At 43.7% G+C, this 26743-nt stretch carries 21 protein-coding genes and 2 pseudogenes; 9 read left to right on the forward strand and 14 right to left on the reverse strand.

The features are described from left to right. Positions 1–7: 7 nt before the first annotated feature. On the reverse strand, positions 8–310 hold the full coding sequence (locus WS42_RS05340; protein ID WP_022160813.1) for a GNAT family N-acetyltransferase: 303 nt from the start codon (positions 308–310) through the stop codon (positions 8–10). Positions 311–415: 105 nt separating this feature from the next. Here WS42_RS05340 and WS42_RS05345 point away from each other — a divergent pair, with 105 nt between their 5' ends. From WS42_RS05345 to WS42_RS05360, 4 genes are all read left to right on the forward strand, one after another. Continuing rightward, positions 416–1558: an iron-containing alcohol dehydrogenase gene (locus WS42_RS05345; protein ID WP_046403364.1), complete on the forward strand. Its 1143-nt coding sequence runs from the start codon at positions 416–418 to the stop codon at positions 1556–1558. Between the two features lie 168 nt (positions 1559–1726). Beyond that, positions 1727–2701 carry a polyprenyl synthetase family protein gene (locus WS42_RS05350; protein WP_046405463.1) on the forward strand — a complete coding sequence of 325 codons (975 nt, stop codon included), beginning with the start codon at positions 1727–1729 and terminating at the stop codon, positions 2699–2701. Between the two features lie 3 nt (positions 2702–2704). Continuing rightward, positions 2705–4321, forward strand: a complete 1617-nt coding sequence (locus tag WS42_RS05355) for a S41 family peptidase (RefSeq protein WP_046450813.1) — start codon at positions 2705–2707, stop codon at positions 4319–4321. A 62-nt stretch (positions 4322–4383) separates the two neighbouring features. Further along, the gene (locus WS42_RS05360; RefSeq protein ID WP_229053068.1) at positions 4384–5133 is read left to right on the forward strand and encodes a DNA/RNA non-specific endonuclease; all 750 of its coding nucleotides are present in this window, start codon (positions 4384–4386) and stop codon (positions 5131–5133) included. A gap of 2 nt (positions 5134–5135) precedes the next feature. On the opposite strand, the gene WS42_RS05365 is transcribed toward WS42_RS05360, so the two are convergent. The 10 genes from WS42_RS05365 to WS42_RS05410 all read right to left on the reverse strand — a co-directional run bounded on the left by WS42_RS05365 (position 5136) and on the right by WS42_RS05410 (position 17290). After that, a complete protein-coding gene (locus WS42_RS05365) occupies positions 5136–5639 on the reverse strand; it encodes a TlpA family protein disulfide reductase (protein WP_228026239.1) in 504 nt (167 codons plus the stop codon). Positions 5640–5840: 201 nt separating this feature from the next. Then, complete coding sequence (locus tag WS42_RS05370; RefSeq protein WP_046450815.1) at positions 5841–6917, reverse strand: DUF4934 domain-containing protein; 1077 nt, start codon at positions 6915–6917, stop codon at positions 5841–5843. Between the two features lie 319 nt (positions 6918–7236). Continuing rightward, the gene (locus tag WS42_RS05375) at positions 7237–7416 is read right to left on the reverse strand and encodes a calcium-binding EGF-like domain-containing protein (RefSeq protein ID WP_046450816.1); all 180 of its coding nucleotides are present in this window, start codon (positions 7414–7416) and stop codon (positions 7237–7239) included. Positions 7417–7499: 83 nt separating this feature from the next. Next, positions 7500–8504 carry a hypothetical protein gene (locus WS42_RS05380; protein WP_013612831.1) on the reverse strand — a complete coding sequence of 335 codons (1005 nt, stop codon included), beginning with the start codon at positions 8502–8504 and terminating at the stop codon, positions 7500–7502. Positions 8505–8516: 12 nt separating this feature from the next. Continuing rightward, positions 8517–10112 (reverse strand): PKD-like family lipoprotein, encoded by a 1596-nt coding sequence (locus WS42_RS05385; protein WP_022160807.1) that lies wholly within the window; start codon positions 10110–10112, stop codon positions 8517–8519. Between the two features lie 24 nt (positions 10113–10136). After that, entirely contained in the window at positions 10137–10895 is a 759-nt protein-coding gene (locus tag WS42_RS05390; RefSeq protein WP_013612829.1) for a DUF4843 domain-containing protein, read from the reverse strand. A gap of 13 nt (positions 10896–10908) precedes the next feature. Further along, on the reverse strand, positions 10909–12423 hold the full coding sequence (locus tag WS42_RS05395; protein WP_013612828.1) for a RagB/SusD family nutrient uptake outer membrane protein: 1515 nt from the start codon (positions 12421–12423) through the stop codon (positions 10909–10911). Between the two features lie 11 nt (positions 12424–12434). Continuing rightward, positions 12435–15641 (reverse strand): SusC/RagA family TonB-linked outer membrane protein, encoded by a 3207-nt coding sequence (locus WS42_RS05400; protein ID WP_118160677.1) that lies wholly within the window; start codon positions 15639–15641, stop codon positions 12435–12437. Between the two features lie 215 nt (positions 15642–15856). Continuing rightward, complete coding sequence (locus tag WS42_RS05405) at positions 15857–16840, reverse strand: ornithine cyclodeaminase family protein (RefSeq protein ID WP_118160679.1); 984 nt, start codon at positions 16838–16840, stop codon at positions 15857–15859. Between the two features lie 30 nt (positions 16841–16870). Then, positions 16871–17290, reverse strand: coding sequence for a MarR family winged helix-turn-helix transcriptional regulator (locus WS42_RS05410; protein WP_013612825.1), 420 nt, complete (start codon positions 17288–17290; stop codon positions 16871–16873). Between the two features lie 306 nt (positions 17291–17596). Here WS42_RS05410 and WS42_RS15355 point away from each other — a divergent pair. The 3 genes and pseudogenes from WS42_RS15355 to WS42_RS05430 all read left to right on the forward strand — a co-directional run bounded on the left by WS42_RS15355 (position 17597) and on the right by WS42_RS05430 (position 19597). Further along, positions 17597–18149: pseudogene (locus tag WS42_RS15355) on the forward strand (transposase family protein). A gap of 101 nt (positions 18150–18250) precedes the next feature. After that, positions 18251–19192, forward strand: a complete 942-nt coding sequence (locus WS42_RS05425; protein WP_022160803.1) for a tRNA-dihydrouridine synthase family protein — start codon at positions 18251–18253, stop codon at positions 19190–19192. 12 nt (positions 19193–19204) lie between these two features. After that, a complete protein-coding gene (locus WS42_RS05430; RefSeq protein WP_013612822.1) occupies positions 19205–19597 on the forward strand; it encodes a YbaN family protein in 393 nt (130 codons plus the stop codon). Positions 19598–19720: 123 nt separating this feature from the next. On the opposite strand, the gene leuS is transcribed toward WS42_RS05430, so the two are convergent. Both leuS and WS42_RS05440 read right to left on the reverse strand, forming a co-directional pair. After that, the gene (leuS, locus tag WS42_RS05435) at positions 19721–22492 is read right to left on the reverse strand and encodes a leucine--tRNA ligase (protein ID WP_013612821.1); all 2772 of its coding nucleotides are present in this window, start codon (positions 22490–22492) and stop codon (positions 19721–19723) included. A gap of 291 nt (positions 22493–22783) precedes the next feature. Beyond that, positions 22784–23956, reverse strand: a complete 1173-nt coding sequence (locus WS42_RS05440; RefSeq protein ID WP_013612820.1) for a DUF4934 domain-containing protein — start codon at positions 23954–23956, stop codon at positions 22784–22786. Between the two features lie 79 nt (positions 23957–24035). Here WS42_RS05440 and WS42_RS05445 point away from each other — a divergent pair, with 79 nt between their 5' ends. Further along, positions 24036–25484 (forward strand): sodium:solute symporter, encoded by a 1449-nt coding sequence (locus WS42_RS05445; RefSeq protein ID WP_013612819.1) that lies wholly within the window; start codon positions 24036–24038, stop codon positions 25482–25484. Between the two features lie 84 nt (positions 25485–25568). Next, on the forward strand, positions 25569–25961 hold the full coding sequence (locus WS42_RS05450) for an SPOR domain-containing protein (RefSeq protein ID WP_046403331.1): 393 nt from the start codon (positions 25569–25571) through the stop codon (positions 25959–25961). 7 nt (positions 25962–25968) lie between these two features. Here WS42_RS05450 and WS42_RS05455 read toward each other — a convergent pair. Further along, positions 25969–26643 (reverse strand): annotated as a pseudogene (locus WS42_RS05455) (VIT1/CCC1 transporter family protein); the annotation flags it as partial. Between the last annotated feature and the right edge of the window lie 100 nt (positions 26644–26743).

A 26743-nucleotide genomic window follows, 5' to 3' on the forward strand; every position in this document is an offset into this window, starting at 1 on the left:
TTTGCGATTACAGAGCACAACTGCTGCATCCTCCGTAATCTTTTCCGGGGTGGCCGTGATATTCCGGATGCCTTTGCAGCCAAACGACAGCATAGGAGCAAGTGGCGATAGGCTGGAGGTGATGTTGCAGGGCATAATCATAAGTTGCTTTTACTAGTTGAGCTGCGATCCCCCGGCCTCCGATTTCGGGGGGGACGATGGTATGACGGATATCCAGTTTGCCGTCCCGGATGATATAAGTGACGTAGGCCGTGTAGCCGTCCACGACTGTCTTAAACAGATTGTCTTCAGGAAGATGTGTGATTTCCATAGTTTGTTTGTTTTTACGAAGATATAAAATATTTTTTAATTGTGGGATATTCGGTATATTTGTCAGAGTGATTTAATAAAACAGATAATCGATAATATAGAAACTATGGAGAATTTTATTTTTCAAAATCCGACCAAACTGATTTTTGGTAAAGGGATGATCGGACAGTTAGCGAAAGAAATACCTGCCGGAAAGCGTATACTGGTGACTTTCGGAGGAGGAAGTGTTCGTAAAAACGGAGTTTATGATCAGGTAAAAGAAGCTTTAAAAGGATTTGAGGTGACGGAATTTTGGGGGATCGAGGCTAACCCGAAGATCGAGACGCTGCGTAAGGCTATCGAATTGGGAAAAGAGAAAAAGGTAGATTATTTATTGGCTGTCGGCGGTGGTTCGGTGATCGACGGTACGAAGCTGATTTCTGCCGGTATCTTGTATGAAGGCGATGCCTGGGATTTGGTGTTGAAAGGTTGTGAGAAGCACACTTTACCTTTAGGAACAGTCCTGACCTTGCCGGCTACGGGTTCGGAAATGAATAGCGGAGCTGTGATCTCCCGGAAAGAAACAGCCGAAAAATATCCTTTCTATTCTAATTATCCGGTTTTTTCTATTCTTGATCCGACGGTTACTTATACTTTGCCTCCTTATCAGGTCGCTTGTGGAATCGCCGATACTTTTGTGCACGTCATGGAGCAATATATGACCACTCCGGGACAATCCCGCCTCATGGACAGATGGGCGGAAGGAATTGTCCATACTTTAATAGAGATCGCTCCCGAGGTTCTTCGTAAACAGGATAATTATGAGCTGATGTCCGAGTTTATGCTTTGTGCTACAATGGGACTCAATGGCTTTGTTGCTATGGGAGTACGGCAGGATTGGGCCACCCATATGATCGGTCATGAACTGACGGCTTTACATGGTTTGACCCACGGAGCAACATTGGCTATCGTCCTACCGGGATTATGGCGTACATTGAAACAGAAAAAAATGGCTAAACTCGTGCAATATGGCGAACGGATCTGGCATATCGATCAAGGAACCGATGAAGAAAGAGCTGATAAGGCGATTCAAAAAACAGAAGAATTTTTCAAAAGTCTCGGATTACCTACTCGCTTAGGGGATGCCGGAATCGGGGAAGAGACAATTCTCGAGATTCAGAAGCGTTTTACGCAACGTCAGGTCGCTTTTGGAGAAGATCGGGATGTAACGGCTGAGGTTGCCGGACAAATACTCGAAAATTGTAAATAATCCGTCAGTAATCGTATGAATAAAAAGGTGTCCGGTTTACCGGGCACTTTTTTGTAAAAAATATTTTTTAATGGAGGTATTATCCTGTTGTTGTAAAAATTCCGGGCTTTCCGATGAATTTCCGGCTTCTTTTGTTAATTTAGCAGCTTTCTAAATTGAAAGGAGATGATGTATACGATTGAACAACTTCGGGAAATTATTAAGGCTGAATTAGATAAGCAAGAATATGTAGAAGAACCTTATTCTTTGTTCGAACCGATCAAATATATTATGGAAGACGGGGGAAAGCGACTTCGGCCTGTACTGACTCTGATGGCGTATAACCTGTACCGGGACGATATCGGGAAGGCTTTAAAATCTGCTATCGGGATTGAGATTTTCCATAATTACACCTTGTTGCACGACGATGTCATGGACGATGCCGAATTACGCCGGGGACGTCAGACTGTCCATAAAAAATGGAATAGTAATGTGGCTATTTTGAGTGGTGATGCTGCGGCTATCACGGCTTATAAGTATATCGAGACTTGTGAGGATCCTTATTTACGCCGGGTAATCGATGGTTTTAACCAGGTGGCGATGGATGTTTGCAAAGGACAGCAATATGACATGGAATTCGAAACCCGGGACGATGTAACGGAAGAAGAATATATCCAGATGATCTACCTGAAGACTTCTGTATTGATTGCCGGAAGTATGCGTCACGGTGCTTTGATTGCCGGCGCTCCTGAACATGAATACAAAGAGCTCTATGATTTCGGTGGATACCTGGGGTTGGTATTTCAGCTGCAAGACGATTATCTTGATGTCTACGGAGACGTGGAAGAGTTCGGGAAGAAAATCGGTGGGGATATCCTCTGTAACAAAAAGACTTATCTGCTGATCAAAGCTTTTGAGTTGGCTTCTGAAGAAGATAAGGCTTTATTGAAAGAGTGGGTCGTGAAAGAAAAATTCAATCCTCAGGAAAAGATCAAGGAAGTGACAGAAATATACAATCGTTCGGGAGTAAAAGAGGTCCTGAGGGCTAAAGTGGACGATTATCTTGAAAAAAGCCGGATTGCTTTGGATAAAATAGAAGTTCCTGAAGAAAGGAAAGTCCGGTTTTATGAGATGATTGATTTTATCGGAAAACGTAAGAAGTAATATATGTACAACAATAAATTGAAAGCAATTGTCTTGCCGGTGGTTATTGCCTTGGCTATTGTTTTAGGGATGGGGATCAATTCGCTGTTGGATCATAAAGAAGTGCCTGTAAATATGGGGCAGCGGATGATAGGTAGTAAATTGGATTATATTCTGAATATGATCAATTATTCCTATGTGGATTCGGTGGATATACATAAAATCGAGGAAGATGCTATCCCTCAGATATTGAATGATCTCGATCCGCATACGGTTTATATTCCGGCTAAAGATATGCAGCGGGTGAACGAAGAGATGGTGGGAAATTTCGGTGGAGTCGGGGTCCAGTTTTATAAATATCTGGATACGGTGACTGTCGTCAAAGTAGTTCCCGGTGGACCTTCAGAAGCTGCCGGGTTGCAGGATGGTGACCGGATTGTGAAAGTCAACGATTCTATCGTCGCGGGCCGGAATATGAATACGGATAAAATCATGTCTCTGATGCGGGGAGAAATCGGTACCGACATACAGCTTACGATTGTCCGCCGTGGAGAAAAACAGCCGTTGATCAAAAATATCACCCGGGGAAGTATTCCTATCAAAAGTGTGGATGTGGCTTATATGTTCGACGATACGACCGGGTTTATCAAGGTGAAAACCTTCGGGATGAATACTTATGATGAATTTATGGCTTCTCTGGCTAAGCTTGAAGGATTGGGAATGAAGCGGTTGATCGTCGATCTGCGCGAGAATGAAGGAGGGATTCTTCCGATTGCAATCCGTATGATCAATGAATTTTTGCCTGAAGGAAAATTGATTTTATATACGCAGGGAAAAGCTTCTCCCCGGATGGATTATAATTCCAATGGCAAGGGGAAATATCAACAATTGCCTTTGACGGTCTTGATCGACGAGGCGAGTGCTTCGGCCAGCGAGATTTTTGCCGGAGCGATACAGGACAATGACCGGGGAAATATCGTCGGACGCCGTTCTTTCGGTAAAGGGTTGGTGCAGGAACAAAGGCTGTTGCCGGATAATTCGGCTTTACGATTGACGGTGGCCCGTTATTATGTGCCTTCCGGCCGTTCCATTCAAAAACCTTATGACGAAGGAAAAGAAAAATATTATACCGATATTTATCAACGCCTGTTGCATGGGGAATTTTCTCAGAAAGATAGTATACATTTTGATGAAAAACTTAAATACCAGACGGTTGGTGGACGTACGGTATACGGTGGCGGCGGAATCATGCCCGATTTGTTCGTACCCGGAGATACGGTCGGTTTCTCCCGTTATTTGGTGGAGGTAAACCGGAAAAATCAGTATTTGTATGATTTCACTTTTGATTTTATGGACCGGCATCGTCAGGAAACTAAAAATATCAAGGATTATAAACAATTACTGAAGTATTTGGATCGTTTCGATCTGGTGAATGAGATGGCGGATTATGCAGCGGCTAAAGGACTGAAACGGGATGAAAAAGGAATCCGGGATTCTTATGATGTTCTCAATTCTTTAATCAAAGCCTTTATCGGGCGGCATGTATTGGACGACGATGGTTTCTATCCGATTCTCTATCAGAATGATGTAACTATAAAGAAAGCGATTGAAGCACAAGGTACAGGGGTACAAGCTGATTAGTAAATGACAGGAAAAAAAGGTATTCCCGGCGTTGGACAAGGCTTATTGGTGGCTTGTTAGGCTTGGGAATTGTTTGGGGGTTTTATGTCTCCCGGACTTCGGATAAAGAAATTGGAGCAGCCTCTTTGCATGAAGCAAAGAGGTTGTTTGAATATACGGAATTGCTTCCTTCGGATGAGGGAGAAATTGTTCGTCATACTTATTATACGCTTAGTTTCAATAGCCGGCATAAACAAGCCAACTGGGTGTATTATATCTTGGGATCGGAAGGAAAAGAAAGGGTGGCCGAGCGTACAGACCGGTTTAGGGAAGATAAAAAAGTACCTTCCGGATCTGCGAAGCCTTCCGATTACACTAAAAGTGGATACGATCGCGGACATTTATGCCCCGCTGCCGATATGACTCATTCTGCTGAGGCGATGGAGGAAACCTTTTTGATGTCGAATATTTCTCCTCAATTGCCGGTTTTTAACCGGGGAATATGGAAAAGCCTGGAAAAGCAAGTTCGGGATTGGGGAGAGAAAGAACGGATTTATATTGTCACCGGTCCTGTTTTTAAAGACAATAAAGGAAAAATCGGTCGGACTGGAGTTACCGTTCCCGGTTTTTTCTACAAAGTAGTTTATGCTCCCGGGGCCCGGCAAATGATTGCTTTTGTTCTTCCCAATACCCAAGAAAAAAGGCAATTGCGGGATTATGCAGTGACTGTGGATTCCGTAGAACGGCTCACAAACATCGATTTTTTCCCACAATTATCCGATACACTTGAAAATCGCCTTGAAGCGGCGGTCAATTATGACAGTTGGAGATAAGGTTAATCCAGCAATCGGTCGATGACCTCGCACATTTTCCCGAATTCTTCCGGATCGTAGAGACGGGTCATGAAGACTATCTTGCCTTGTTTATCGATAATGATATTTCGGGTGACTCCGGCTCCCTGGGCAGCAAAGGAGTAAAAGGCTTTACCTTCGGGGTCTAAGGTCAATGGATAAGTGATTTTTAAATCCTTGCCAAACTGTATTGTCTGTTCCCGGTTTTCTTTCAGATCGATACCGATCAGGGCAAAATGAGGATTATTTTTGTGTTTCAGCCAAATGTCTTTTTCGATGAAAGGCATTTCTTTACGGCATACTCCGCACCAACTGGCTGTAAATTGTAACATGACGATTTTACCGCGGAAATCGGATAGCTTTTTCCGGGTTCCGTCCGTATAAGTGATAGTAATGTCGGGTGCTTTATCACCCACTTTTACGATATAACCCCGATCGTCATTTTGGGTATAACCGAAATGACTTAACGTCAGGCAAACAAATAGCATGAAAAAATATTTCATAAAATGAATTTTAAAGGTATGATTACCAGGCAAAGCTATAAATAAAACAGGACTTTTAGCGGTTTACTGTTATTTTTTCGGTATTTTTCATACTCAATTCTTCAATTTATAAAAATAAAGACAAGGGTTATCGTCCTCCTTAATATTTAGAGCCCACTCTTGAGCCAAATCAGGTATTTTTCCTTTTTATTCCCGGTAGGAAACAATAGATGATGCTTCTGTAAAATTTACCATATACTCGTCAGTCATATAAACAGGCGAACTTCCAAAAATATTCCAGTAATATTTATTAGGCCATGGCACGCCGAATCGGAAATCCTTTGTCTCATTATCAATGATACACAAATTGATATGATGATTGTGCACGAAACTGAAGACAGTCCTCTTTGGGGTGATAAAAAGAGAAGAGCAGCCATACACAACAGGAGAATGCAAAACCCCTCCTGTATTTTCCCTATAATTATTGGTTTGCTGGTAGGAATAGGTGTGCCATTCTTTGGGAAACATGTATTTTTTCCCATAATCAATGCTTGCAATGATACGGCAAGTGTCAGGAGTTAATTCATAGATGTTATATTCGTATCGAAATGATGCATACACTTTGTTATTACAACTTGTCCAACAACGTGTATTGTTACCGACCCCTTCTTGTTGTTTAGGGAACTGTTTATAACATTTGACCAATCTGTTTTCTTTTTTGTCATATACCCCCACATTATATCGGTTCCGGTTCCAAAAATTATAATAGACGTAGATATAATTCGAATCGGTTGTAATTCTTTGAGCAGGATATCCTGTTGCAAATGACTTTTGGTAAACACCGTTCAGGTCATAGCATATGACCTTGTTTCTTCCGCTCCCTACTGTCACGTATATCAGGCTGTCGTCAATATGAAAATCAGACAGTTCGTAATATTCCTCCGGTCCTCTGCCAATATCGTCGATTTTGTTTATAAATTTTCCTTGTCTACTGAAAATGAATATAAAATCCTGTTCGTCATCCAACAGATACAGTTTATCATCCGCAATTTCCAGTTTGTCAATTTGGGAAATCAGGCATTCCGGAGTTGTTTCCAGGGGCACTATTTCTTTCCCACAAAACAGCGAATCGGCAAATAAGGGTTTATCCCCGGATGTCAGAGGAATATTGATTTGAAATATATCGGAATCCTTTTCATTCTGTCTGTCTTCATTACAACCGAAAACGATAATACCGGCTAAAAACAAAATTCCTATCCTAATGCAATATTTTATATTAGACATAATCATAGCATTTTGACCATAATTGAAGTCGGGAATCTCCCGACTTCACAAATTATTATTTCATATCTAACCAAAATTTTGCACAAGTGTGAGGTTTACATAAAAAAGTGCCATTCAATTCACAATCTCTTCTGATTCCATAAAATGTTTTTTTATATACTCCCTTTGCATTGAGACCTACAAATTTTCTAATCCCCAAAATAGTCACATAACCATCTGCATCTATAGATGCGCTGAAACTACAATCACCATCATGCACTTTATAACCTTTACTACTAGAATCTCCATCTCCTTCGATAATTTCACCATCTGGAGCTTCTCACAAAAAACTTCCTGGCAAATTCATACATGTATAGCCTTCTGGACAAGGATCTTCCAAACATTCATTAATGTCATTACCAAATTCATCATAACCGGGGTTTACAGAACTTGTCGTCATAATACTGATTGCGAGCAAAGCAATTGTCCATAGAATCATTTTTCGCAAATTTGTTTTCATAATCATTAATTTTGCTAGGTTAAACAAATAGTGTATTTATAGGGATTGCCAAAACATGTTCCGGCAATCCCTTTTTCTGTTTTTTACTTGATGAAAGGTTTCCCTAACATTTGGTCAATAACAGGGGTGAAGACACTGAAATTTCCGTGCCCGGACTCATAGGTTATTTTCATGAAATTTCCTTGTCCGTCGTTTATTTCCGTCACATTTCCATTTCCGTCGAATTTGTAGGTATATTGTGTTTCCCCGTCAGTGACGGTGGCAGGAACCGTTCCGTTGTATGTGAATTCAAGGGTTCTGCCGTTGCTTTTGACGGATTGCAACAGATTACCGGAATAGGTGAAGGAATAACGGTCCTGTTCAATCCAGTTCTCTCCGGCAGGGGCTGTCATATAAAGGATGGAAGTGATTCTGTCGCCTTCATACAATGTTTCGTATTTATGCAAGGTGCGTTCGTAAGTTTCCTGATGGATGTCTTCCGGGTCGTAAACATCATGATAAATCCGGTTGATGCAGATATTGCTGTTTTCATTGTATTCATAAGTATTGATTGTCCTGTAAGTTTTCAGATAGGAGTTGTCAAAGTCCTCGCCTGTACCCACATCTTCCCTCGGGGTGTAATGCACGACGCTTTGCCGTTTGATCCGTCCGTCCTCATACAGATCGACCTTCTGGCTATACAAAACCCTCCCAACGAGCGGGATGCTGTCTTTCAGACTGTAATTCCCTGCCCCGTACTTATTTTTCAGAAATTGGTCCAAACGACTGATGGAATCGCTGTCAATCTTGGGAATCCAATCATTGACTTCGATTTCATAATTGATATCCGAGTTGTTGGATATCCCGAAGTTGCCAATGGTGTCCCCCTCTGTATCAATGTGGAAAGCACTCTCTATCTGCTCCTTGTTGTAATTTATAATCCAAATGTAATCACCCCAATGGTCATTGTGTCCTTCTATCCTGGTTACCCGGAACAGATTCTTCTTGACAGTATGTTCCGACTCTTTTGCTATGTTCATATCGGCTTCTTTAGTACATGCCGTCACTAACGACAATACGAGAATTGATAAATATAGTGTATGTCTCATGATTCTGTGTTTTTAGAACGCTTTCTGTATATTGGTGGCTGTAATGCGGCCGAATCCTCCGAACTCGCCGTGCAGTTCCCGGTTCTTCTCCAAAGTGCCCGTACCCAGGGTGGCGATGGCGACAGTCCTGACGAACCCTTCCCGGCTTGAGGGATTGTAGGTCGACAATACAATCATACGGTTGTTGTTGCTTACCTCTATCACCTTATCGTCGGCATCCGCGTTCGGATTGGGATTGGTGTAGTCCACTTTTCCCTGATATTCTTTCCATGCCATCATGGAAGTGATTTCCTCTCCTTCGGGCGCCGTATATTCAAGGGTCACAAGAGGATTGGCGATAGCCAGGTTGATGGAATAGATTTTGGTGGAAGTGGCATAATAAATGACATTCTGGGTTTCCGTCCCCTCAAAAAAGCGTGCGTCCTGAATCTCGGGAAAACTGTTCAGGTCGATAATTTTCAATGGTTTCCCATTATCAGTCTCAGGGTCATAAGTCCGTAAAGTTATATACGAATAGATTTTCCCGTTGGTCTTGGCCTTCCCTGTTTTCGGGTCTTTTTCTTTCAGGATGATGTGCATCTGGCTGTCGTCACCGGAAAACATGGCCAGGCAGGTAAAACCCTGCAGTTTGTTTTGATCGAAAGGGGCGTCGGCGGGAAGCTTGGCACTGTTGAACACTTTCAACTGGTCGTCGCTGTCAAATTCCAACAAGCGTCCGTTTTTCTCGTCAAACCCGATTCCATTTTCCCAGGCCGGACGGTAGAAAATGCCCATGTAATAGTCGGACATATCGCTGGTCTGAAGATAATAGGAATACACCTTGTTGTCTTGTTGCATGCTCCTCGGATAGATTTTGCCGGTAATGGCAAGAAGTTCTGCCCCTATTTGCGGATCATAGCCAATGGTAGTCACATTGTACTGGCCGGGATCGATGACAAACATGTCGCCGTTGCCGTCGATATAGGAATAATTGAAAGGGTCCACCCGGTCCAAAGTGTGGTCGGTCCCGATGGTCAGCGAACGGTTGACCTGATAAGTGGTAGAACGGACGGCTGTCGCAACTCCATTGATTTTCCGACCATTGACACTCGAAAACAGATTCCGCATCACCGTATCCTGTTCTTTGTGATAGCTATCGGTGAAATTGTATGCCATGATCAGCGACACATCGGAAGTCATCTCGTCTTTTGTGTCACACACGATCAGACCGCTCCCGAACGGACTCATCACCGTCACATCGAACACTTGTTCCTGGATGATGTCCGTGGTATTGTCCCTCACTTCATACACCAGTTTGTAGGCATTGTTTTGCGCACTGACATCGACCATGTATTTCAGGGTCATGGTGGAATCGATGACTTTAGGAATAATGGTATTGCCTTCCAGGGTCCATTTGAACGAGAGATCTGCGTCCGGCACGCCTTCTTTGTAAGTAATCGGCTTTATCTCCAAGGTGTCGAATGCGAAAACTTTATAGGTGGTCGGTTCATCACCCAGATCGATGACAATCGGGTTCATCAGTTTATAGTTCAAGGAAGAGTCGTCCTCGAAACAGGAAGCCAGAAACAGGCTTCCCAATAGGGCTACAAGTAATGTTTTTATCTTCATGACTTTGAGTTTTTAGGTGATGATTTAAGGCATGGTGACCGGCTGTCCCTTATATTCTCCGTCTTCATGCTTCAACGGGTTGCCGGGATGCTCATTGTTGTATTCGGTCAGTTTTTCTTTCACCAAAGCGGCGTAGGCTTTTACCTCTGTACCGGTCATGGTCCAGCGTTCCGGATCGGGATTGTTCGGATCCGCACTGCCTCTGGGAGACCAATAGGGGAGGGAGGGAAGCCCGGTTGCATCTAAAATGAAACGGTACCATGAGTCGGAATACTCCCCAAAATAGTTATTTAATTGACTCCAATTGGCCGGTCGTCCGATTTTATTGGTGATATACAGGCTGAAAACCCTCCCGTTCAAATCCGTGACAGGAAAATCTTCCGTGGCCACCACCCGCAGTCTGGTCACATAGACGGAATCGTCCAGCAACGGACTGTAGTTTATTTTCACCTGCAACTGCCCCTGATAACTTCCTGCGGGGACACTCCCCGACAGGAGTTCATACATACTCTCCTCGGCTGTAATTGTATCCTCCGGTGACAGCCTCACCTTAATCACACGCTCTTTATCCATCGCACTCCCGGTAATGAGGAAAGGGATATTGACAGTGTCACATCCGATTTCCACATTTTCAGGATGTTCCGTAAAATTATAAGTGGTGGAGAATCCGTTGAAGTAGATTCCCGGAGCTTCCGTATACAGCGTCACCTTCTCCTTGGAGCAGGAGACCCCTGCAAACAGGGCGGAAGCTATGATGATTAACTGAAAAATAAAGTTTCTCATAACCGTTCTTGTGTTATTTATTGATACTATTGCCATAATCTTCACGTCCTCCTATTTCAACCTCCGTTTCGGGCAGGGGTAGAACAAACAAGGCATCGCCGGCACCTAAGGAGGCATTGGGAATGTTCAGCCCCAATCGTTTGTAATAGAAGAACAATTGCCCTTCTCCTGCAAACTCCTTTTGCCATTCTTTCTGTATTTCCCGGCTGATTTCCTCTTTGCTCAAGGAGGCGGGCAGGTTTTTCTCATATAGGATGCCTCTGGCCACCCGCACGGCGTTCAGTGCGTCGACTGCCTTTTGGGGATTGTTCAGGTTGTTATAGCACTCCGCCGCATAATAGTACATCTCCGGTTTGCGCATCAAGGGCATCTTGTTTTTTGCCCTGGATTCTGAATCTGCCGGTTCGTAGAATTTCAGAAAAGTCCAGGCTTTTGCTTCCGTCTTGTTAAACCACCGCATATACCGGATATCCGACACGCCTGTCCCATCGGCGATTTCATAAAGGCTTTCCCCCTTGGTCTTGGTAGTATAGAACACCTTTTCATTGTCAGTGCTGGAAAAGTCCGCGTTTATCTTGTACTGCTCTACATAAGGACGGAGTGTCTTATATAACTGGTTCACTTCCAGATAAAAGATGTGCTCGGCGGTAAACGACAAATCCCTCATTTTTTCTTCCACATGCACACTTGATTCAGGATCCACCCAAGGGATAACCTGCTTCTTCATGAACAGTTCCTCAATGGCCTCCAGAGCCTCCTTGTATTTCCCCTCCCACATACACACACGCGCTTCCGTTGCTTTGACTGCATAGTAATTGAAACGGCTCTTCCGTTCCTTGAAAAAGAGATCGTTCTCATCCATCTCATAGTCATCTCCTTTGATTGCAGTTCCGTAAGAATCCCAGTAGTTCAGCAGTGAATCCGCTTCCGCAAGATCCCGGTGAATGTATCCCAGTACTTCTTTTACGGTAGATTGTTTGGTGAGCACCTTGCTATACTCCGTCACGTAAGGGATGGAAAGCTTGTCCAGGTTGGAAGGCTGGTTCTCCAGATTTCCCCAGCCGAATATGCGCAGCAGTTCAAAGTGCAGGAAAGCCCGCAGACCGATGGCTTCTCCTTTGATGATGCCGTAAGTGGTGGGATGCAGGATGGCCTTTTTTTCGTCGCTCACTTCGAGCAGCGCGTTCAGGTTGGCGATGATGCGGTAGGTTTTTTGCCAGATACCGTCGATGGTCCCGGTATAGCTTTCATAACGGTACTGCTTGAGATTGTTGTAAGGATTGTTCGTGGCCATGTCATACTGCTGTGCCAGCACATCAAAAAAGCAGACAGTGGATTCCCGCCCGTAAAGGGTGGAATCCGCCATCATCATGTAGCATCCGATCAGGGCATCTCTGAAGCCGGTTTCATTCTCAAACATCTTGTCACTCTTGATTTCCGTTTTAGGCTCCACTTCCAGCCATTGGTTGCAGGCCGACAGGGAAAGGAGCAGGAACAATGACAAACTATATATGATATTCTTTTTCATGGTTCTCGGTGTTATAAGGTCACATTTAAGGAGAAATTGAACGTTCTGGCGAAAGGATAGGAGGTTCCCCGCTCAATGTCGATGCTTGAAAAGGTGAAAAGGTCGTTTGCATTGAACCGCAGCAGAATCCTTTCAAGACCGATTTTCTTCACAAAGTCATGACGGAAGAAGTCGTATGACAGTTGCAGGGAGGATATCTTCAATTCGTTCCGTTTCTGCACAAAACGGGAGGTAGGATATGTCTTCTCTGAAGCGAACTGCTGCTTTTCGGACACATACACTTCTTCGCTGATTGCTTTGTACAAGGCGATATCTCCCGGTTTGCGCCAACGGTCGGTATAGATGCGTCGGTCCACGTTATATTTCATGTCGGCGTTTTCCACTTTGTCAACCAATGTCTGGTTATACATTTTGGCCCCGTACTGATAAGTCAGTACAGCATTGATGCCGAATCCTTTGTACTCGAAATTGACACCGGCATTCCCCTGGAATTTGGGTAGTTCATCACCGCAGATGACCTGCTGGGCCGCATCGTAAGTATAGGTCCGGTAAGGATTGCCGTTCTCGTCTTTCGCGATATAGATTTCGCGGCCATTGGCCGGGTCTATCCCTAAGGAAGGCATCGCCCAGATGGCATCCATGGAAACACCGTCGTAATATTTCTGGACAGGTACATTACCTTCAGTAGCCAGTTTCTCCTGCTGTTCGTTATAGGAACGCATGGCTTCGGATATTTCCTTCAGGATGTTTTTGTTGCGCGATATCATAAGGGAGAACGACAGATAGGAACGGTCTGCCGGCTGTTGCCATACGGTCGCTCCGGCACGTAGGTCGAACCCCCGGTTCAATACTTTTCCGACGTTTTCCTGAACGGTGGTGAAACCGGTAGACGGAGCCAGGCTCAGAGGGTTCACCGCATTGTTTGTAATGGAATGGTAGTATTCGAAAGTAAACGAATAACGGTTTTTATAATTGAAGTCAAAACCATAGTTCTGCTCCACTTTCTCCTGCCACTTCAAATCCTCGTTGCGCATGTTCAGCAATTGCGCTCCCAACTGGTCTCCGTATGTCTTGTCAAGGAAATATTCGTATGAGGCCAATGCGTTATAAGCTGCCGAGCTTTGGGAACCGGTCGAGCCTGTCGTCGCCCTCAGACGCAGTTGGGTGATGTTGGAACCTTCCATCCAGCTCTCGTTGTGTATGTTCCAGCTTCCTCCCACACTCCAGAATTTCCCCCAACGACTGTTGGCTCCGTACATGCTGGATGCGCTCTGACGGAAAGTGGCGTCGAAGTTCAGACGATTGTCATAGGAATAGTTTGCCGACAGATAATAACCGAAATCCTTTACAGTCTCCTCCGTCCCTTTGGGCTTGGCATCTTTCAGATATTGCCGGGCAAAGATAATGTCGGTCATCTTGTCGCTCGGAAAGCCTTCTGCCTGTTGCAGATTGGTGGAAGACTGTTTGCGCGACAGATCAAAACCTGCATTGACAAAAATGTCATGCACACTCAGGAAATTCTTGTTATATTGTACGTCGAACTTACCGCTCAAGGAATGTTGTTCGCCGTTTTCCAGGTCGTAGCTCCCCTTTTCCGTCAGACGGTCGGTACTGTAGGAGGCGAATTTCAGATGATCCGACGGATAAAACTCGTCGCTCCTGCTGCGTTGTTCTGTAAGTCCGAAACGGGCTGTAGCCTTCAGGCCGGTCATGACAAACCATTGTAGTTCGAAATTATTGGTGATGTCGACGTATTTGTCCTGTAAGAGTGTGTTCAACTGTGCATTGTACAGGGGATTCGCCTCAAATTCAATATCCTCATACCATGCATTCACCGTGACACTGTTTCCCGGATCCAAAGAAGGGACGATGTTGTCGGTCAAATGACCGTATTGATCGTAGGGTGTGTAATAAGGGTTGAGTTTGGTGTATTCATCGAAAGTCCCGTACTTGGAGTCGTGCGCTTCGTTGGAAGTGATAGTCAACTGGTTTCTGAACAGAAAATTCTGATGCCTGTACAACAGGGAGATTGCTCCGGAGATGTTTGTACGATCCGAACCTTTCATAACCCCCTTGATGTTCTGGTAAGACAAATCGACGATGGCCTGTAATGCCTTGTCGCCCAATTCCACAGAAAGGCTATGCTTGTTGCCCACACCCAACCGCAACGGCTTGGATATCCAATCCGTGTTGATTCCCGATTTGACGGCCGACTGGCGTTGGTTATACATTTTAATCATCATGCGCTGTGATTCGAAATCGGCTCCCGGATCGTTGAACATCCCGAAAGCCTGTTCCACCTCCAGTTTTTCCGCAGCATTGCACAAATCGTACGAACTGAGGTCCGGAGCCTCGATTTCCATGCTTCCATTGTAAGTGACGCGCAAGTCTCCGGACGGATTCTTCTTCAATTCAATGACAATCACACCATTGGCTGCTTTCGAACCATAAATGGCCTTTGCCGAGGCATCTTTCAGAATGGTCAAACTTTCCACCCTGTCCATATCAAGGTCCATGATTTTCTGGAGAGAGGTCTCGAAACCGTCCAGCACGAACAAAGGCGCATTCGGGTCGTTCTGGTAGGTCGCCTTCAGATCCACATCTTCCATATTAATGGAAGACTTACCGCGCAACACCATTTCAGGCATAGCGTTCGGATCCGAGCCTAAAGACATGTTGTCGAAGAACATGATGGAAGGATCCAGATTCTTCAACGACTGCAACACATTAGAGTTCCCCACGCGCTTTAGGTCATCTTTCCCGATAGTCCTCACCGAACCGGTGAAAGTGTTAGCCTTACGTTCAAATACTCCGTTCACCACCACCTGATCCAAGACGGTGGCATCCTCTTCGAGGATGAAATTCAGTGCCGTCGATTTGCCAATTTTCTGCTCCTGGGGTTTCATGCCGACAAACGACACGAGCAGGGTAGTATTCGGGTCATCGGGTACGGTAATGGTATAATTCCCGTCCACATCCGACACCACGCCTGTAGAGGTACCCTTAATCCGGATGGTCGCTCCGGGCAATGGCTGGTTGTTGACATCTCTGACAATCCCTTTGATTGTCCTCATCTCTTGTGTTTGTGCGGTCGTCAGGATGGTCGGAGCGACCGGGACTGCCTGCACACGACTTGAAAAAAACAGAGGAGCCACTGTGAGTTGGCAGGCTATGCAGAGCATAGGGACTCCCCGTCCGTAAAGTTGTTTCTTTTTCATGAGTTTTTAAGGTTTAACGACAATTTAAAACGCTCGTTTTTTCTGGATACGGCAGACCTTGAAAACGAACGGAATCAATTGTTGAAACCTAAAAATCACAAATCATATAAACAATTAAAAATTAATAGATAACAGAAACAGAAAAGTATCGGAAAAAGTGTTGTTCAGGACACGGAAAATTGGAATTATTGTCCAGAAAAAACAAGCGTTTTTTTCTAAAAACAGATTCTGTTACAGTGCTTTGACTTCAATTTTTTAACGATTGCCACTCCGACGCTGATGTCCTGGAGTGCTGTGCCTGTAGAATCATAGATAATGATTGATTCGGGAGAGGCGGGGCATATTTTCCGGCCTGTGACGATTTCCCCCAATTCTGCATAGATGGACTCCTTACCCATCAGCCCCTGGGATATGGCGTGTTGTGATTCCCCCACCCGGCATGCCTGCACCTTAATGTCGGTGACAACGACGGAAGAAGCGACCAAGCGCGGATCCAGTTCCTGCTTGCCGGGACTGTCCGCTCCGATTGCGGCAATGAAACATCCCGGCTGTATCCATTCTTTGCGGATATAATACTTGTGTGCCGGAGTGGCTGTTACGATAAGGTTGCTGCACCGGGCAGCCTCTTCCCCGGAACAGCAGATTACCGGTATGCCGAGTTCTTTTTGCAGCCTGACTGAAAACGATTCCGCTTTTCTCACATTTCTTCCGCTTACCCGGATTATCTCAATGGGTCTCACCAATGACAAGGCCTTCGCCTGGATTTCCGCTTGTGTGCCATAACCGAATACGCCTAATTGAACCCTCCCTTCAGGAGCAAGGTATTTGGCAGCCACGGCTGTCGCCGCCCCGGTCCGCCATTTGCTGATAGTTACAGAATCCATGATGGCTATAGGACTTCCGTTCCGGGCATCGCATATATAGATAATCCCCAGAATGCTAGGTAAACCGTAATTTTCCATATTTCCCGGAAAGCCTCCGTTTATTTTTACTCCATAATATTCTTCATTCCCATAACATATTCCGCCTGTCTTCAAATGAAATTCTCCGTTCCTGACATCCGCATGTAGTAAATCCGGCGCATACACCTTCCCTTGTGCATGCAACGCATGTGCCTCTTCAATGACAGGTAAGTATTCTGCCAAAGAAAGGGCATTCTGAATATCACTCCGTGTCAGCACCAATGTTCCTTTTTCCATATTTTGTCTGTTTTCGAATTTAAAACATTGTCAACGAACCCCTTCCAGGGCTTTGCTGTATTTTCTGAGATTTGTAATGACATTCTCTATTTCATCTTCATCAAGTGATTGCAGAGCATTGGAAATGGTGAGGTTGATGGATTCCGTCGCTTCGTCCAACACTTGCCGGCCTACTGCAGACAAGGCAATCATCTTACGCCTTTTGTCGGCATCGTCCTGAAATGTTTCCACCAAATCCGCCTGCATCAGCTTTTTGACATTCCGGCTCATCGTGGAGTGATCCACCTGTAAAAGCTCTGCCAGTTCCTGAATAGACAGTCCTTGATGGGCATTGATATGGTATAGTGTGTGACGTTGTCCGAAGGAAAGCCCTGCCCGCTGCCTGAACAACCCCAGGTTTTTAATCAATTCGTAGTTTAATTGCCTTAAAGTATCAATTTGATTTTGCATACAATTTTTAATTATTTTGTAATATACATGTATATATCATATTTTATATGCCTACAAATATATGTATAATACATGCAATATCCCATATTCAAATTATTTTTTAACATTAAAATTTTAAAATTCATACAGACAACCTGTTCTTTCCGTTTTCCAAACGTCACCGCCTGATTCCGCAAAAGATGGATGAATGCCAGTAATTTGAAAAGTTTTTCCTTACACTTTTCAAACATTTACTTATTGATTATCTATTGTTCATTTATTGAAGTGATTTGAACTTATGTTAGTTTCTTAAAAATGCATTAAGATATTAAAATACAGCGTACAAATAGAAATGTTCTTTATATTATAGGTGACCAAATATTGCTCTGGCTTTCCACAGCAAAACATGGTTATGTCACTCAAAGTTGCCTTATTGAGGTGGCAAACGCCATTTTGCACAAACTCAAGACAGGCTGCCAATGGTCGCTTTTTCCGGTAGAGGCCTTGTTTAGCGTCAAGGTACTGACATACGGGGCTGTTACCATCATTACAGGAAATGGAGCAAGGGCGGCAAATGGAAATCCGTATGGATTCAGCTACTTGACAACTACCGTACTGAATTGGACATGTCCTGCGCAACGTATTGAGAAAGAAGGAAGTCATCACGAACATCCGTGCCAATAAACGAAGGGACAACGCCGATGATATTCTGGTGGACGACGAACTGTATGCCGAAAGGTATTACATAGAGCGGACCGACGCCTGGGTGGATAGCTTCAGAACGGTTCTAAACCGGTTTGACACTACTGTTTCCAGCCGGACATCTTGGAATTATCTGGCTTTCGCTATCCTGCTGCTAAAGAAAATTTCACGAAAATAAGAGGTTTAAATCATTTCTATAAATAAAACAGGACTTTTAGTGGTTTACTGTTATTTTTTCGGTGTTTAGATATTACCTTTGTTGCAAACGAAATTGATTTTATGGATTCCGATAGATATTCTATTCATTTTTCTCCTCTACAGGGTTATACAGACCGGATTTATAGAAATGCTTTCGCTCACTATTTCGGTGGGGTGGAGGTGTACTATACCCCTTTTATCCGGGTAGAAAAAGGGGCTCTTCGCAAGCGTGATCTCCGGGATATAGAACCTGAAACGAATACGGTTGCTGACTTGATTCCTCAGATTCTTCCCGGTAGTGCCGATGAATTTCGTTTGTTGACCGATGCAGTGGGAGAGAAGGGATACAGGCAGATCGATATTAATCTGGGTTGTCCTTTCCCGATGATTGCCGGTAAGCACAAAGGGGCTGGAATGTTACTTTATCCCGCACAGGTAGCGGAGGTACTGGCTCCCATTGCAGAGTATCCGGAAATTCAGTTTTCGTTGAAAATGCGGTTGGGTTGGGAAAATGCGAGCGAATGCATGGTGTTGGTTGAATTGTTGAATACCCTTCGCCTTAGCCGCATCGCTCTTCATGCCCGAACCGGCAAACAACAATATAAAGGCCATCCGGATTTAGAAGCATTTCAGGGTTTCTATGAGCTTTGCCAGCATCCGCTTTACTACAATGGTGGTATTGAATCTTTGTCGGATATCCGACAAATTCTGATTCGGTTTCCCCTGCTGAAGGGCGTTTTTATCGGTCGTGGATTGTTGTCTTCGCCTTTGCTGGCTAAGGAATTTAAAGGAAATGAAACTTTTTTACCCGAACAACGTATGTCAATATATTTTGCCTTCCATGAAGAGCTTTTTTCAGCCTATTCCCAGGTACTTCAGGGAGAAACTCAATTGCTGGTGAAGATGAAGACCTTGTGGGAATATTTTTTGCCTGAAACTGACCGGAAGTTATTGAAACGGATTAAAAAGTCTACCCGCTTACAGCAGTATACCGAAAGTGTAAAAGCAATATTTACTTCTTAACAGGAAAATTCGATGAAAAAATTTTTGTTCATTACCATAGGTGTCCTTTCTGTAATCTTGGGAATAATCGGAATATTCGTGCCTGGATTACCCACTACCCCTTTTATTTTATTGAGTTCCTGGTTATTTTATAAAAGTTCGAAGCGATTGCATGATCGTTTACATCGTTCCCCCCTTGGAAAATATATCCGCCGTTACGAATCCCGGCAAGGGATGAGTTTAACCGGTAAATTCATTTCGATTGCCTGTATGTGGATCATGATCAGTATTTCTGCTTTTCTTATCCTTGAAGATTTCAAAATACGTGTTCTTTTGTTGATATTGGGAGCTATCGGTACAGGAAGTATATTATTGATCGTCCCGACTGCTAAGCGGCAAAATCCGGGATCTGAAGAGGCCCGGTAGGATCGTACAGTCGCCGCCGCCCGGCCATAAGTTTATTTTTTCTTTCTATTCCGATTTCGGAATAGAAAGAAAAAGGGAACAGTATTGACACCGTTCCCTTTATATAATATAGAATTACACCGGTTATGCGATCACGACATTAACGATTTTTTTCGGAACAATAATCATTTTCCGGATTTCTTTTCCTTCAAGCCATTTGCCTGCCTCAGGGGAGGCTTTGACTGCAGCTTCGATTTCTGCCTGGGTTGCAGTCAACGGCATATTCAGTTTGAAACGTACTTTACCGTTGAAAGAAACCGGATATTCAAAGCTATCTTCCACCAGGTATTTTTCTTCCCATTGAGGGAAAGTTGCTCCGGTTACGCTTTCGGCATGTCCCAACAAATGCCACAATTCTTCAGCAATATGAGGAGCATAGGGTGCTATAGCAACGACCAGGGGTTCGAGAATAGCCCGTTTATTGCATTTCAGTGCAGCCAATTCGTTGGTACAAATCATAAAAGCCGGAATAGAAGTATTGAAAGAAAAATTTTCGATATCGAATTCGATTTTTTTCAAGGTTTTATGAAGTACTTTTAATTCTTCTTTGGTCGGTACTTCGTCACTGACAGAGAATTCTTCTCCGTTCAGGAACAAACGCCAGAATTTACGTAAGAATTTATATACGCCGTCGATGCCTTGTGTATCCCAGGGTTTGTGTGCTTCAAGCGGTCCCAGAAACATTTCGTAAAGTCGTAAAGTATCGGCTCCGAATTGTTCGATGATATCGTCCGGATTGACTACGTTGAACATAGATTTCGACATTTTTTCAACGGCCCAGCCACAGATGTATTTACCGTCTTCGAGAATAAATTCGGCATCGGCATAATCAGGCATCCATTTTCTGAAGGCTTCTGTGTCCAAAATGTCGTTCTTGACGATGTTGACATCTACATGGATCTCGGTTGTTTCGTATTGACTTTTCAAACCGGCAGATACATAGGTATTGGTCCCTACGATGCGGTATACGAAATTCGAACGCCCTTGTATCATTCCCTGATTGATCAGTTTCTTGAAAGGTTCCGGTTCACAAACTACTCCTAAGTCATATAAAAACATATTCCAGAAACGGGAATAAATCAAGTGCCCTGTTGCGTGTTCTGCTCCTCCCAGATACAGATCGACATTACGCCAGTACGCATCTGCTTCATGGCTGACCAATGCTTTATCGTTGTGCGGGTCCATATAGCGGAGGTAATAAGCCGATGATCCCGCAAATCCCGGCATGGTATTCAACTCGATCGGATATCCTTCTTTCGTGGTCCAGTTTTTAGCCCGGCCGAGAGGAGGTTCTCCGTTTTCCGTGGGCAGATATTTATCGATTTCAGGTAATTCCAAAGGTAATTCTGCCTCATCTATCATATAGGGCATACTGTCTTTGTAGTATACAGGAAACGGTTCGCCCCAATACCGTTGACGACTGAAAATGGCATCCCGTAGGCGGTAATTGATCTTGCTCTTCCCGATCCCCCGTTTCTCCACTTCTTCGGCGATGAAAGCGATAGCTTCTTTTACTTCCATGCCGTCGATCAGTCCACTGTTGATCATCTTCCCTTCTTTGGCATCATACGAACTCTTGCTGAGATCGATAGGCTGGCCGTTATCGATAACCGGGATGACCGGCAGATTGAACTTACGTGCAAAAGCGTAGTCACGGCTGTCGTGGGCCGGTACGGCCATGATAGCTCCCGTTCCGTAGCCTGCCAATACATACTCACTGATCCATACCGGAATCGCTTCGTTGGTAAACGGATTCATCGCATAAGAACCGGTGAATACGCCGGTCACGGTTTTGATCTCGCTTTGGCGTTCGCGTTCGGTACGTTTAGCTACATAGTCAAGGTATTCAGCTACTGCTTTTTCCTGATCGGGGGTGGTCAGTTGCCTGACATAATCGCTTTCCGGTGCCAGTACCATAAAGCTCACCCCATAGATCGTATCGGGACGGGTTGTAAAGATCTTCAATTGTATATCCGAGTCTTTTACATCGAAAATCACATCGGCTCCCTGCGAACGTCCGATCCAGTTGCGTTGGATATCTTTCAGCGAATCGGACCATTCCAGGTGGTTCAATCCGTCCAGCAAACGCTGTGCGTAGGCAGAAACCCGTAAAGACCACTGTCGCATATTCTTTTGTACGACCGGGAAACCACCTCTCACCGAGAGTCCTTCTTTGACTTCATCATTGGCTAACACAGTTCCCAGCTGAGGACACCAGTTCACCATCGTATCGGCCAGATAAGCGATCCGGTAATTCAACAATACACGCTGTTGTTCCCGGATATCCATGGCTTTCCAGGCTTCGGCCGTGAAGATCGGGGTATCCGAGTTGGCTGCATTGATATTTGCGTTCCCTTCTTTTTCAAAGGTTTCTACCAGTTTGGCGATCGGTTCGGCTTTTTGAGTATCTTTATTGAACCAATGGTTGAACATTTGGATAAATGCCCATTGTGTCCATTTATAATATTTCGGATCGCAAGTTCTCACTTCCCGGTCCCAGTCGAAAGAAAAACCGATTTTATCGAGTTGTTCCCGATAGCGGGCAATATTTTTCTCTGTTGTAATGGCCGGATGTTGTCCTGTTTGGATGGCATATTGTTCGGCTGGCAAACCATATGCATCGAATCCCATCGGATGCAACACATTGAATCCTTTCAGACGTTTATATCTGGAATAAATGTCGGATGCGATGTAGCCGAGTGGGTGGCCGACGTGCAAACCGGCTCCGGAAGGATAAGGGAACATATCCAGTACATAAAATTTCGGTTTGGACGGATCGACGTCGACTTTGTAAGTCTGATTTTCTTTCCAGTAGCTCTGCCACTTTTTCTCTACCTCCTTAAAGTTGTATTCCATGATAATATAGATTGTTTATGATTTCATTTTGAGGCACAAAGATATAAAGTAAAAGGTAAAAGCTAAAAGGTAAAAGCTAAAAAGTAAAGGATAAAGTTGTGGCGGAACATAAAATGACAGAAGTTTCTAAAGTCATGCAGATAATGCTGCCGGTAAGCTGTTCCGGCTTGAAATGTTTGATTTCCTGTAAGTCTTGCCGGTCGCGGTATACAGGAGATCTTTATCCCGGACAGTAGCCGGATGACAGACGGTCAACGATAATAAGCCGGAAGGATAATGATTTGCATGAGGTTAGAATTGTGGTTTCAGGTGATAAATGACGATGACAGGGTTATCTTCTTCTTTCAGTCGGAATTGTAAGGTTTGCTTTTGTCGGGAGACCGGTAAATATCGATTTCCGTTGTTGGGATCATAGTATTTTTCGTCGTCGTTCAATACTGCTAAGGCGGAAACAGCCATCGGAGCATAAGTGTGACCGCGAAAGTTATCGTTTAGTTCGACGAGTATACCTTGGTGTGTCGTTTTATTCCAGATCAGTTCCTGAGGTTCGGAGCCATTGTATAAAATGAAAAAATAAGAATCCGATTCGTATATATTTTTGATAAAGATACCGGAGCTGACCAAAAGACTGCCTGCTTTCATGGGATCCGAACCGTTCAGTTGCCGGAGAATCCGGTCCGGAATAACTTTGTCTTTTAATGCATTGATAATGAAACGGGGAGATAAAGAATCTTGCCGGTATTGGAAGATCGTATCGTTATAGAGTATGGCACAACTCAATTCTTGTTTATAGGGTGCCGTTTCAAAAAAATCGAGGTTTACCCGGTTAAGAGTATTGCCTAAATCGAGTGAGAGCGGGACATATCCGATATCTTTGAGTTCATCGGTATTGTAATTATAAGTGGAATAAAATACGTTACATCGATACATCAGGTCGTATTTGAAAAGTAATTTCCCCGGTTCGGCAAAATCGATCGAGTTTATACTACGGATGATATCGGTATCCCGATGTAGTTGGGGTACCAGATCGACACTCCGGATGAATCGGTTTGTGGGCGTATAAAATAAGAGCTTATCCGAATCGAAAATAATCACTGTGTCTGCCTGAGGCGGAAAACAATAAGATTGAATAGAACGATATTCCCGTGGGCCTCTGCCCCGGGTACCGATGGTATTCAGAAATTTCCCCTGACGGTTGAAAACATAGAGGGAATCGTTTTCCGAATTTACCAGGAAAATATATTTATCGGTGATTTTCAGCTGTTTTACTCTGCCGATTAAAATCCGATCCGAGGTTTCTAAAGGGATGTAGGTACAACTGTCGATGAGTTGGGTTGGATCGAAAGACCGGACTTTCTGCAAGTCGCTTTTAGAAATACGGGTAACATCTATATTTCGGGGGACGGTTGGGTGCCCGCAATTGAATAGGAAACAAGCGAATAGACAGAAAAAAAGTAGCCGCATCGGAAAGGGAATTAGGGTTCTTTAGCAAATGTATAAAAAAATAATTACTTTCGTACGGTAATGGGCTTAAAACAAGGATATGTCGTCGGGTTTAGTGCTATTTATTTTGCTTGCTTATTTCGGGATACTGATTTTGATCAGTTATTTTACTTCCCGGAAATCGGATAATGAGACTTTTTTTACGGCTAATCGGACTTCCCCCTGGTATTTGGTGGCTTTTGGGATGATCGGGACCTCCCTTTCAGGAGTAACGTTTATCTCCATACCGGGTGAAGTCGGGAATAGCAATTGGACTTATTTGCCCGTCGTAATGGGAAATTGCATCGGATATGTGGTGATTGCCTTGGTTTTATTACCTTTATTTTACAAGTTGAATTTGGTGTCCATTTATTCCTGGCTGGGTATCCGTTTCGGTGAAAAAGCCCGTTTGACCGGATCGTTTTTCTTTATTTTATCTCAGTTGGTCGGCGCTTCGTTTCGTTTGTTCTTAGTGGTTGGAGTATTGCAATTGGCTTTATTCGACAGTCTGGGAATTCCATTTGCTTTGACGGTATTTATTACCTTAGGATTAGTGTGGATATACACTTTTCGGGGTGGTATAAAAACGATTGTTTGGACGGATACCTTACAAACGGTTTTTATGCTGATTTCGGTGGTTTTGACTATTGCCGTCATTTGTCAGGAGCTGGATCTGAATTTTAGTACGATGGCCGGTTCTATTCGGGAGAGTTCTTATGCCCGTATCTTTGATTGGGACTGGCGTTCTTCCCACAATAGCCTGAAACAGTTTCTGGCCGGAATAGCGATTACGGTTGCTATTAATGGATTGGACCAAAATATGATGCAAAAGAGCTTGACCTGTCGTTCACTGAGAGACTGCCGGATCAATATGTATTCTTTTTCTTTTCTGTTTTTACTTACGAATGTTTTATTTCTCGCGTTGGGAGCTTTATTATATATATATGCGGAGATGAAAATCGTAGAACTTCCCGGAAAATCGGACGATGTTTTTGCTTTTTTATCGATGAACTATTTCGGAGTAACCACCGGTTTATTTTTCTTGCTGGGCATAACGGCAGCTGCTTACTCTTCTGTAGATTCTTCCCTGACCTCTTTAACCACTTCCTTCAGTATCGATTTTTTGAAGATCGATCCAAAGGATCCTTTGCAAAAACGCCGGAGAATAGGAGTACATCTGGCTTTTTCACTATTGATGTGTATCGTAGTAATTCTTTTTCGGGAATTGAATAATACCAGTGTCGTCAATGCGGTATTGAAAGCTGTCGGTTATACGTATGGGCCGATTTTAGGGTTGTTTACTTTTGGGCTGATGACCGAATATCAGGTAAAAGGAAAATTTCTGCCTTGGATATGTTTGCTGTCACCCCTGATTTCTTATGTCCTCGATCATTTTTCAGAACAATGGTTTTGGGGCTATTGTTTCGGTTTTGAAATTTTATTGGTGAATGGTTTTTTGTGCTTTCTGGGTTTATGGATTTTCCGTAAACGAATAGTAGAAGCAATATAACCTCATAGATTTGTTAAAATTATTTTATAATGTTATCTTTAACGCCGATAAAGCGTAATAGTGATAGAAATTAATTACAGCACGATGAAAATTACTGTTATTTTACTAGCCCTTTCTTTGTTGTGTCTTTTTTCCTGTAAGGATAAAAAGGTAAAAGAAGAATTGACGACACAGAAAGTAGAAGTTGTTGAAGTGGCAAAACCGGAACCGGTGGCTCCTCCTAAAGAAGAACCGAAACCTGTTGTGAAACAGGTGAATTATTATCTGGTGGCCGGATGTTTTAAAATTCCGGAGAATGCTGAACGTTTACAGGCTAAATTAATCCAGGAAGGTTACGACTCCCGGATTGTTCCTTTTTATAATATGAGCATGGTCACTTATGATGGCTATGAAACTCGTAAAGAGGCACAAGTGGCTCTGAACCGGATTGTGAGAGAACCCGGAAAAGAACTGACCTGGGTATATCCTGTCAGATAAACCGGGCTTACAACTCTATACCTGTAAAAACCCGAAGTGCATAACCGATTAGGAAACTGATCGCTGCTATGCCTATACTGATTATTGCCATTTCAGTAAAGCGATGCCGGAAGCTTTCTGTTTTGACAATGGAATAATAGTAATTGAAAATAGCTATAATCACTAATGCTCCGAACAGACAGACGCCCAGCCCCCAATATACATTGGACAGGAGGACGAAAGGCAAAATCAGGACAACGACAGTGATAACATAAGCGATTCCGGTGTATACGGCGGCTTTTAGTGCATTTTTGTGAACATTGTTTTCAGTTCGGGTAGAGAGATATTCCGAGGCAGCCATGGAAAGAGCTGCTGCAATGCCGGTAATAGCGCCTGTCAGGGCTACCAGTTTGGCATGTTGAAGGGCAAAAGTATAGCCGGCCAGGGCTCCGGTAAATTCTACCAGCGCATCGTTCAGTCCTAAAACGACAGAACTCATATAATTCAGCCCTTCTTCATCGATAAGCTCGATTAATCTCGATTCATGAATTTCTTCATCCCGGGCAATTTTTTGTAAATCTTCCAAATGAGTTTGACGGTAGGCTTCCTGAGCATATTTTTCACTATTTTCCATCAGTTTGATACTGAAAGTAAGCCCGAATAAACGGGCAATCCAAACATAGAAACGAACTTTGCCTTTTTCCTGACTTCGTCACTCAAAAAATGTTCATTTTATAATTGATTGATAAACAATATTTTGTATCTTTTCATGCCCTTATTTTGGGGTACGCAAAAGTTTTTTT

Origin of the sequence: Odoribacter sp. N54.MGS-14 (assembly GCF_000980295.1) — a bacterium.
Taxonomy (GTDB): domain Bacteria; phylum Bacteroidota; class Bacteroidia; order Bacteroidales; family Marinifilaceae; genus Odoribacter; species Odoribacter splanchnicus.

Bases quoted from the DNA above. Each gene is read 5' to 3' on its own strand.
- WS42_RS05440 (WP_013612820.1), bottom strand. From the start codon at position 23,956: ATGCGGCTACTTTTTTTCTGTCTATTCGCTTGTTTCCTATTCAATTGC.
- WS42_RS05385 (WP_022160807.1), bottom strand. From the start codon at position 10,112: ATGAAGATAAAAACATTACTTGTAGCCCTATTGGGAAGCCTGTTTCTG.
- WS42_RS05365 (WP_228026239.1), bottom strand. From the start codon at position 5,639: ATGCTATTTGTTTGCCTGACGTTAAGTCATTTCGGTTATACCCAAAAT.
- WS42_RS05350 (WP_046405463.1), top strand. From the start codon at position 1,727: ATGTATACGATTGAACAACTTCGGGAAATTATTAAGGCTGAATTAGAT.
- WS42_RS05395 (WP_013612828.1), bottom strand. From the start codon at position 12,423: ATGAAAAAGAATATCATATATAGTTTGTCATTGTTCCTGCTCCTTTCC.
- WS42_RS05450 (WP_046403331.1), top strand. From the start codon at position 25,569: ATGAAAATTACTGTTATTTTACTAGCCCTTTCTTTGTTGTGTCTTTTT.
- WS42_RS05345 (WP_046403364.1), top strand. From the start codon at position 416: ATGGAGAATTTTATTTTTCAAAATCCGACCAAACTGATTTTTGGTAAA.
- WS42_RS05425 (WP_022160803.1), top strand. From the start codon at position 18,251: ATGGATTCCGATAGATATTCTATTCATTTTTCTCCTCTACAGGGTTAT.
- WS42_RS05370 (WP_046450815.1), bottom strand. From the start codon at position 6,917: ATGTCTAATATAAAATATTGCATTAGGATAGGAATTTTGTTTTTAGCC.
- WS42_RS05400 (WP_118160677.1), bottom strand. From the start codon at position 15,641: ATGAAAAAGAAACAACTTTACGGACGGGGAGTCCCTATGCTCTGCATA.
- WS42_RS05390 (WP_013612829.1), bottom strand. From the start codon at position 10,895: ATGAGAAACTTTATTTTTCAGTTAATCATCATAGCTTCCGCCCTGTTT.
- WS42_RS05445 (WP_013612819.1), top strand. From the start codon at position 24,036: ATGTCGTCGGGTTTAGTGCTATTTATTTTGCTTGCTTATTTCGGGATA.
- WS42_RS05405 (WP_118160679.1), bottom strand. From the start codon at position 16,840: ATGGAAAAAGGAACATTGGTGCTGACACGGAGTGATATTCAGAATGCC.
- WS42_RS05355 (WP_046450813.1), top strand. From the start codon at position 2,705: ATGTACAACAATAAATTGAAAGCAATTGTCTTGCCGGTGGTTATTGCC.
- leuS (WP_013612821.1), bottom strand. From the start codon at position 22,492: ATGGAATACAACTTTAAGGAGGTAGAGAAAAAGTGGCAGAGCTACTGG.
- WS42_RS05340 (WP_022160813.1), bottom strand. From the start codon at position 310: ATGGAAATCACACATCTTCCTGAAGACAATCTGTTTAAGACAGTCGTG.
- WS42_RS05410 (WP_013612825.1), bottom strand. From the start codon at position 17,290: ATGCAAAATCAAATTGATACTTTAAGGCAATTAAACTACGAATTGATT.
- WS42_RS05380 (WP_013612831.1), bottom strand. From the start codon at position 8,504: ATGAGACATACACTATATTTATCAATTCTCGTATTGTCGTTAGTGACG.
- WS42_RS05430 (WP_013612822.1), top strand. From the start codon at position 19,205: ATGAAAAAATTTTTGTTCATTACCATAGGTGTCCTTTCTGTAATCTTG.
- WS42_RS05375 (WP_046450816.1), bottom strand. From the start codon at position 7,416: ATGAAAACAAATTTGCGAAAAATGATTCTATGGACAATTGCTTTGCTC.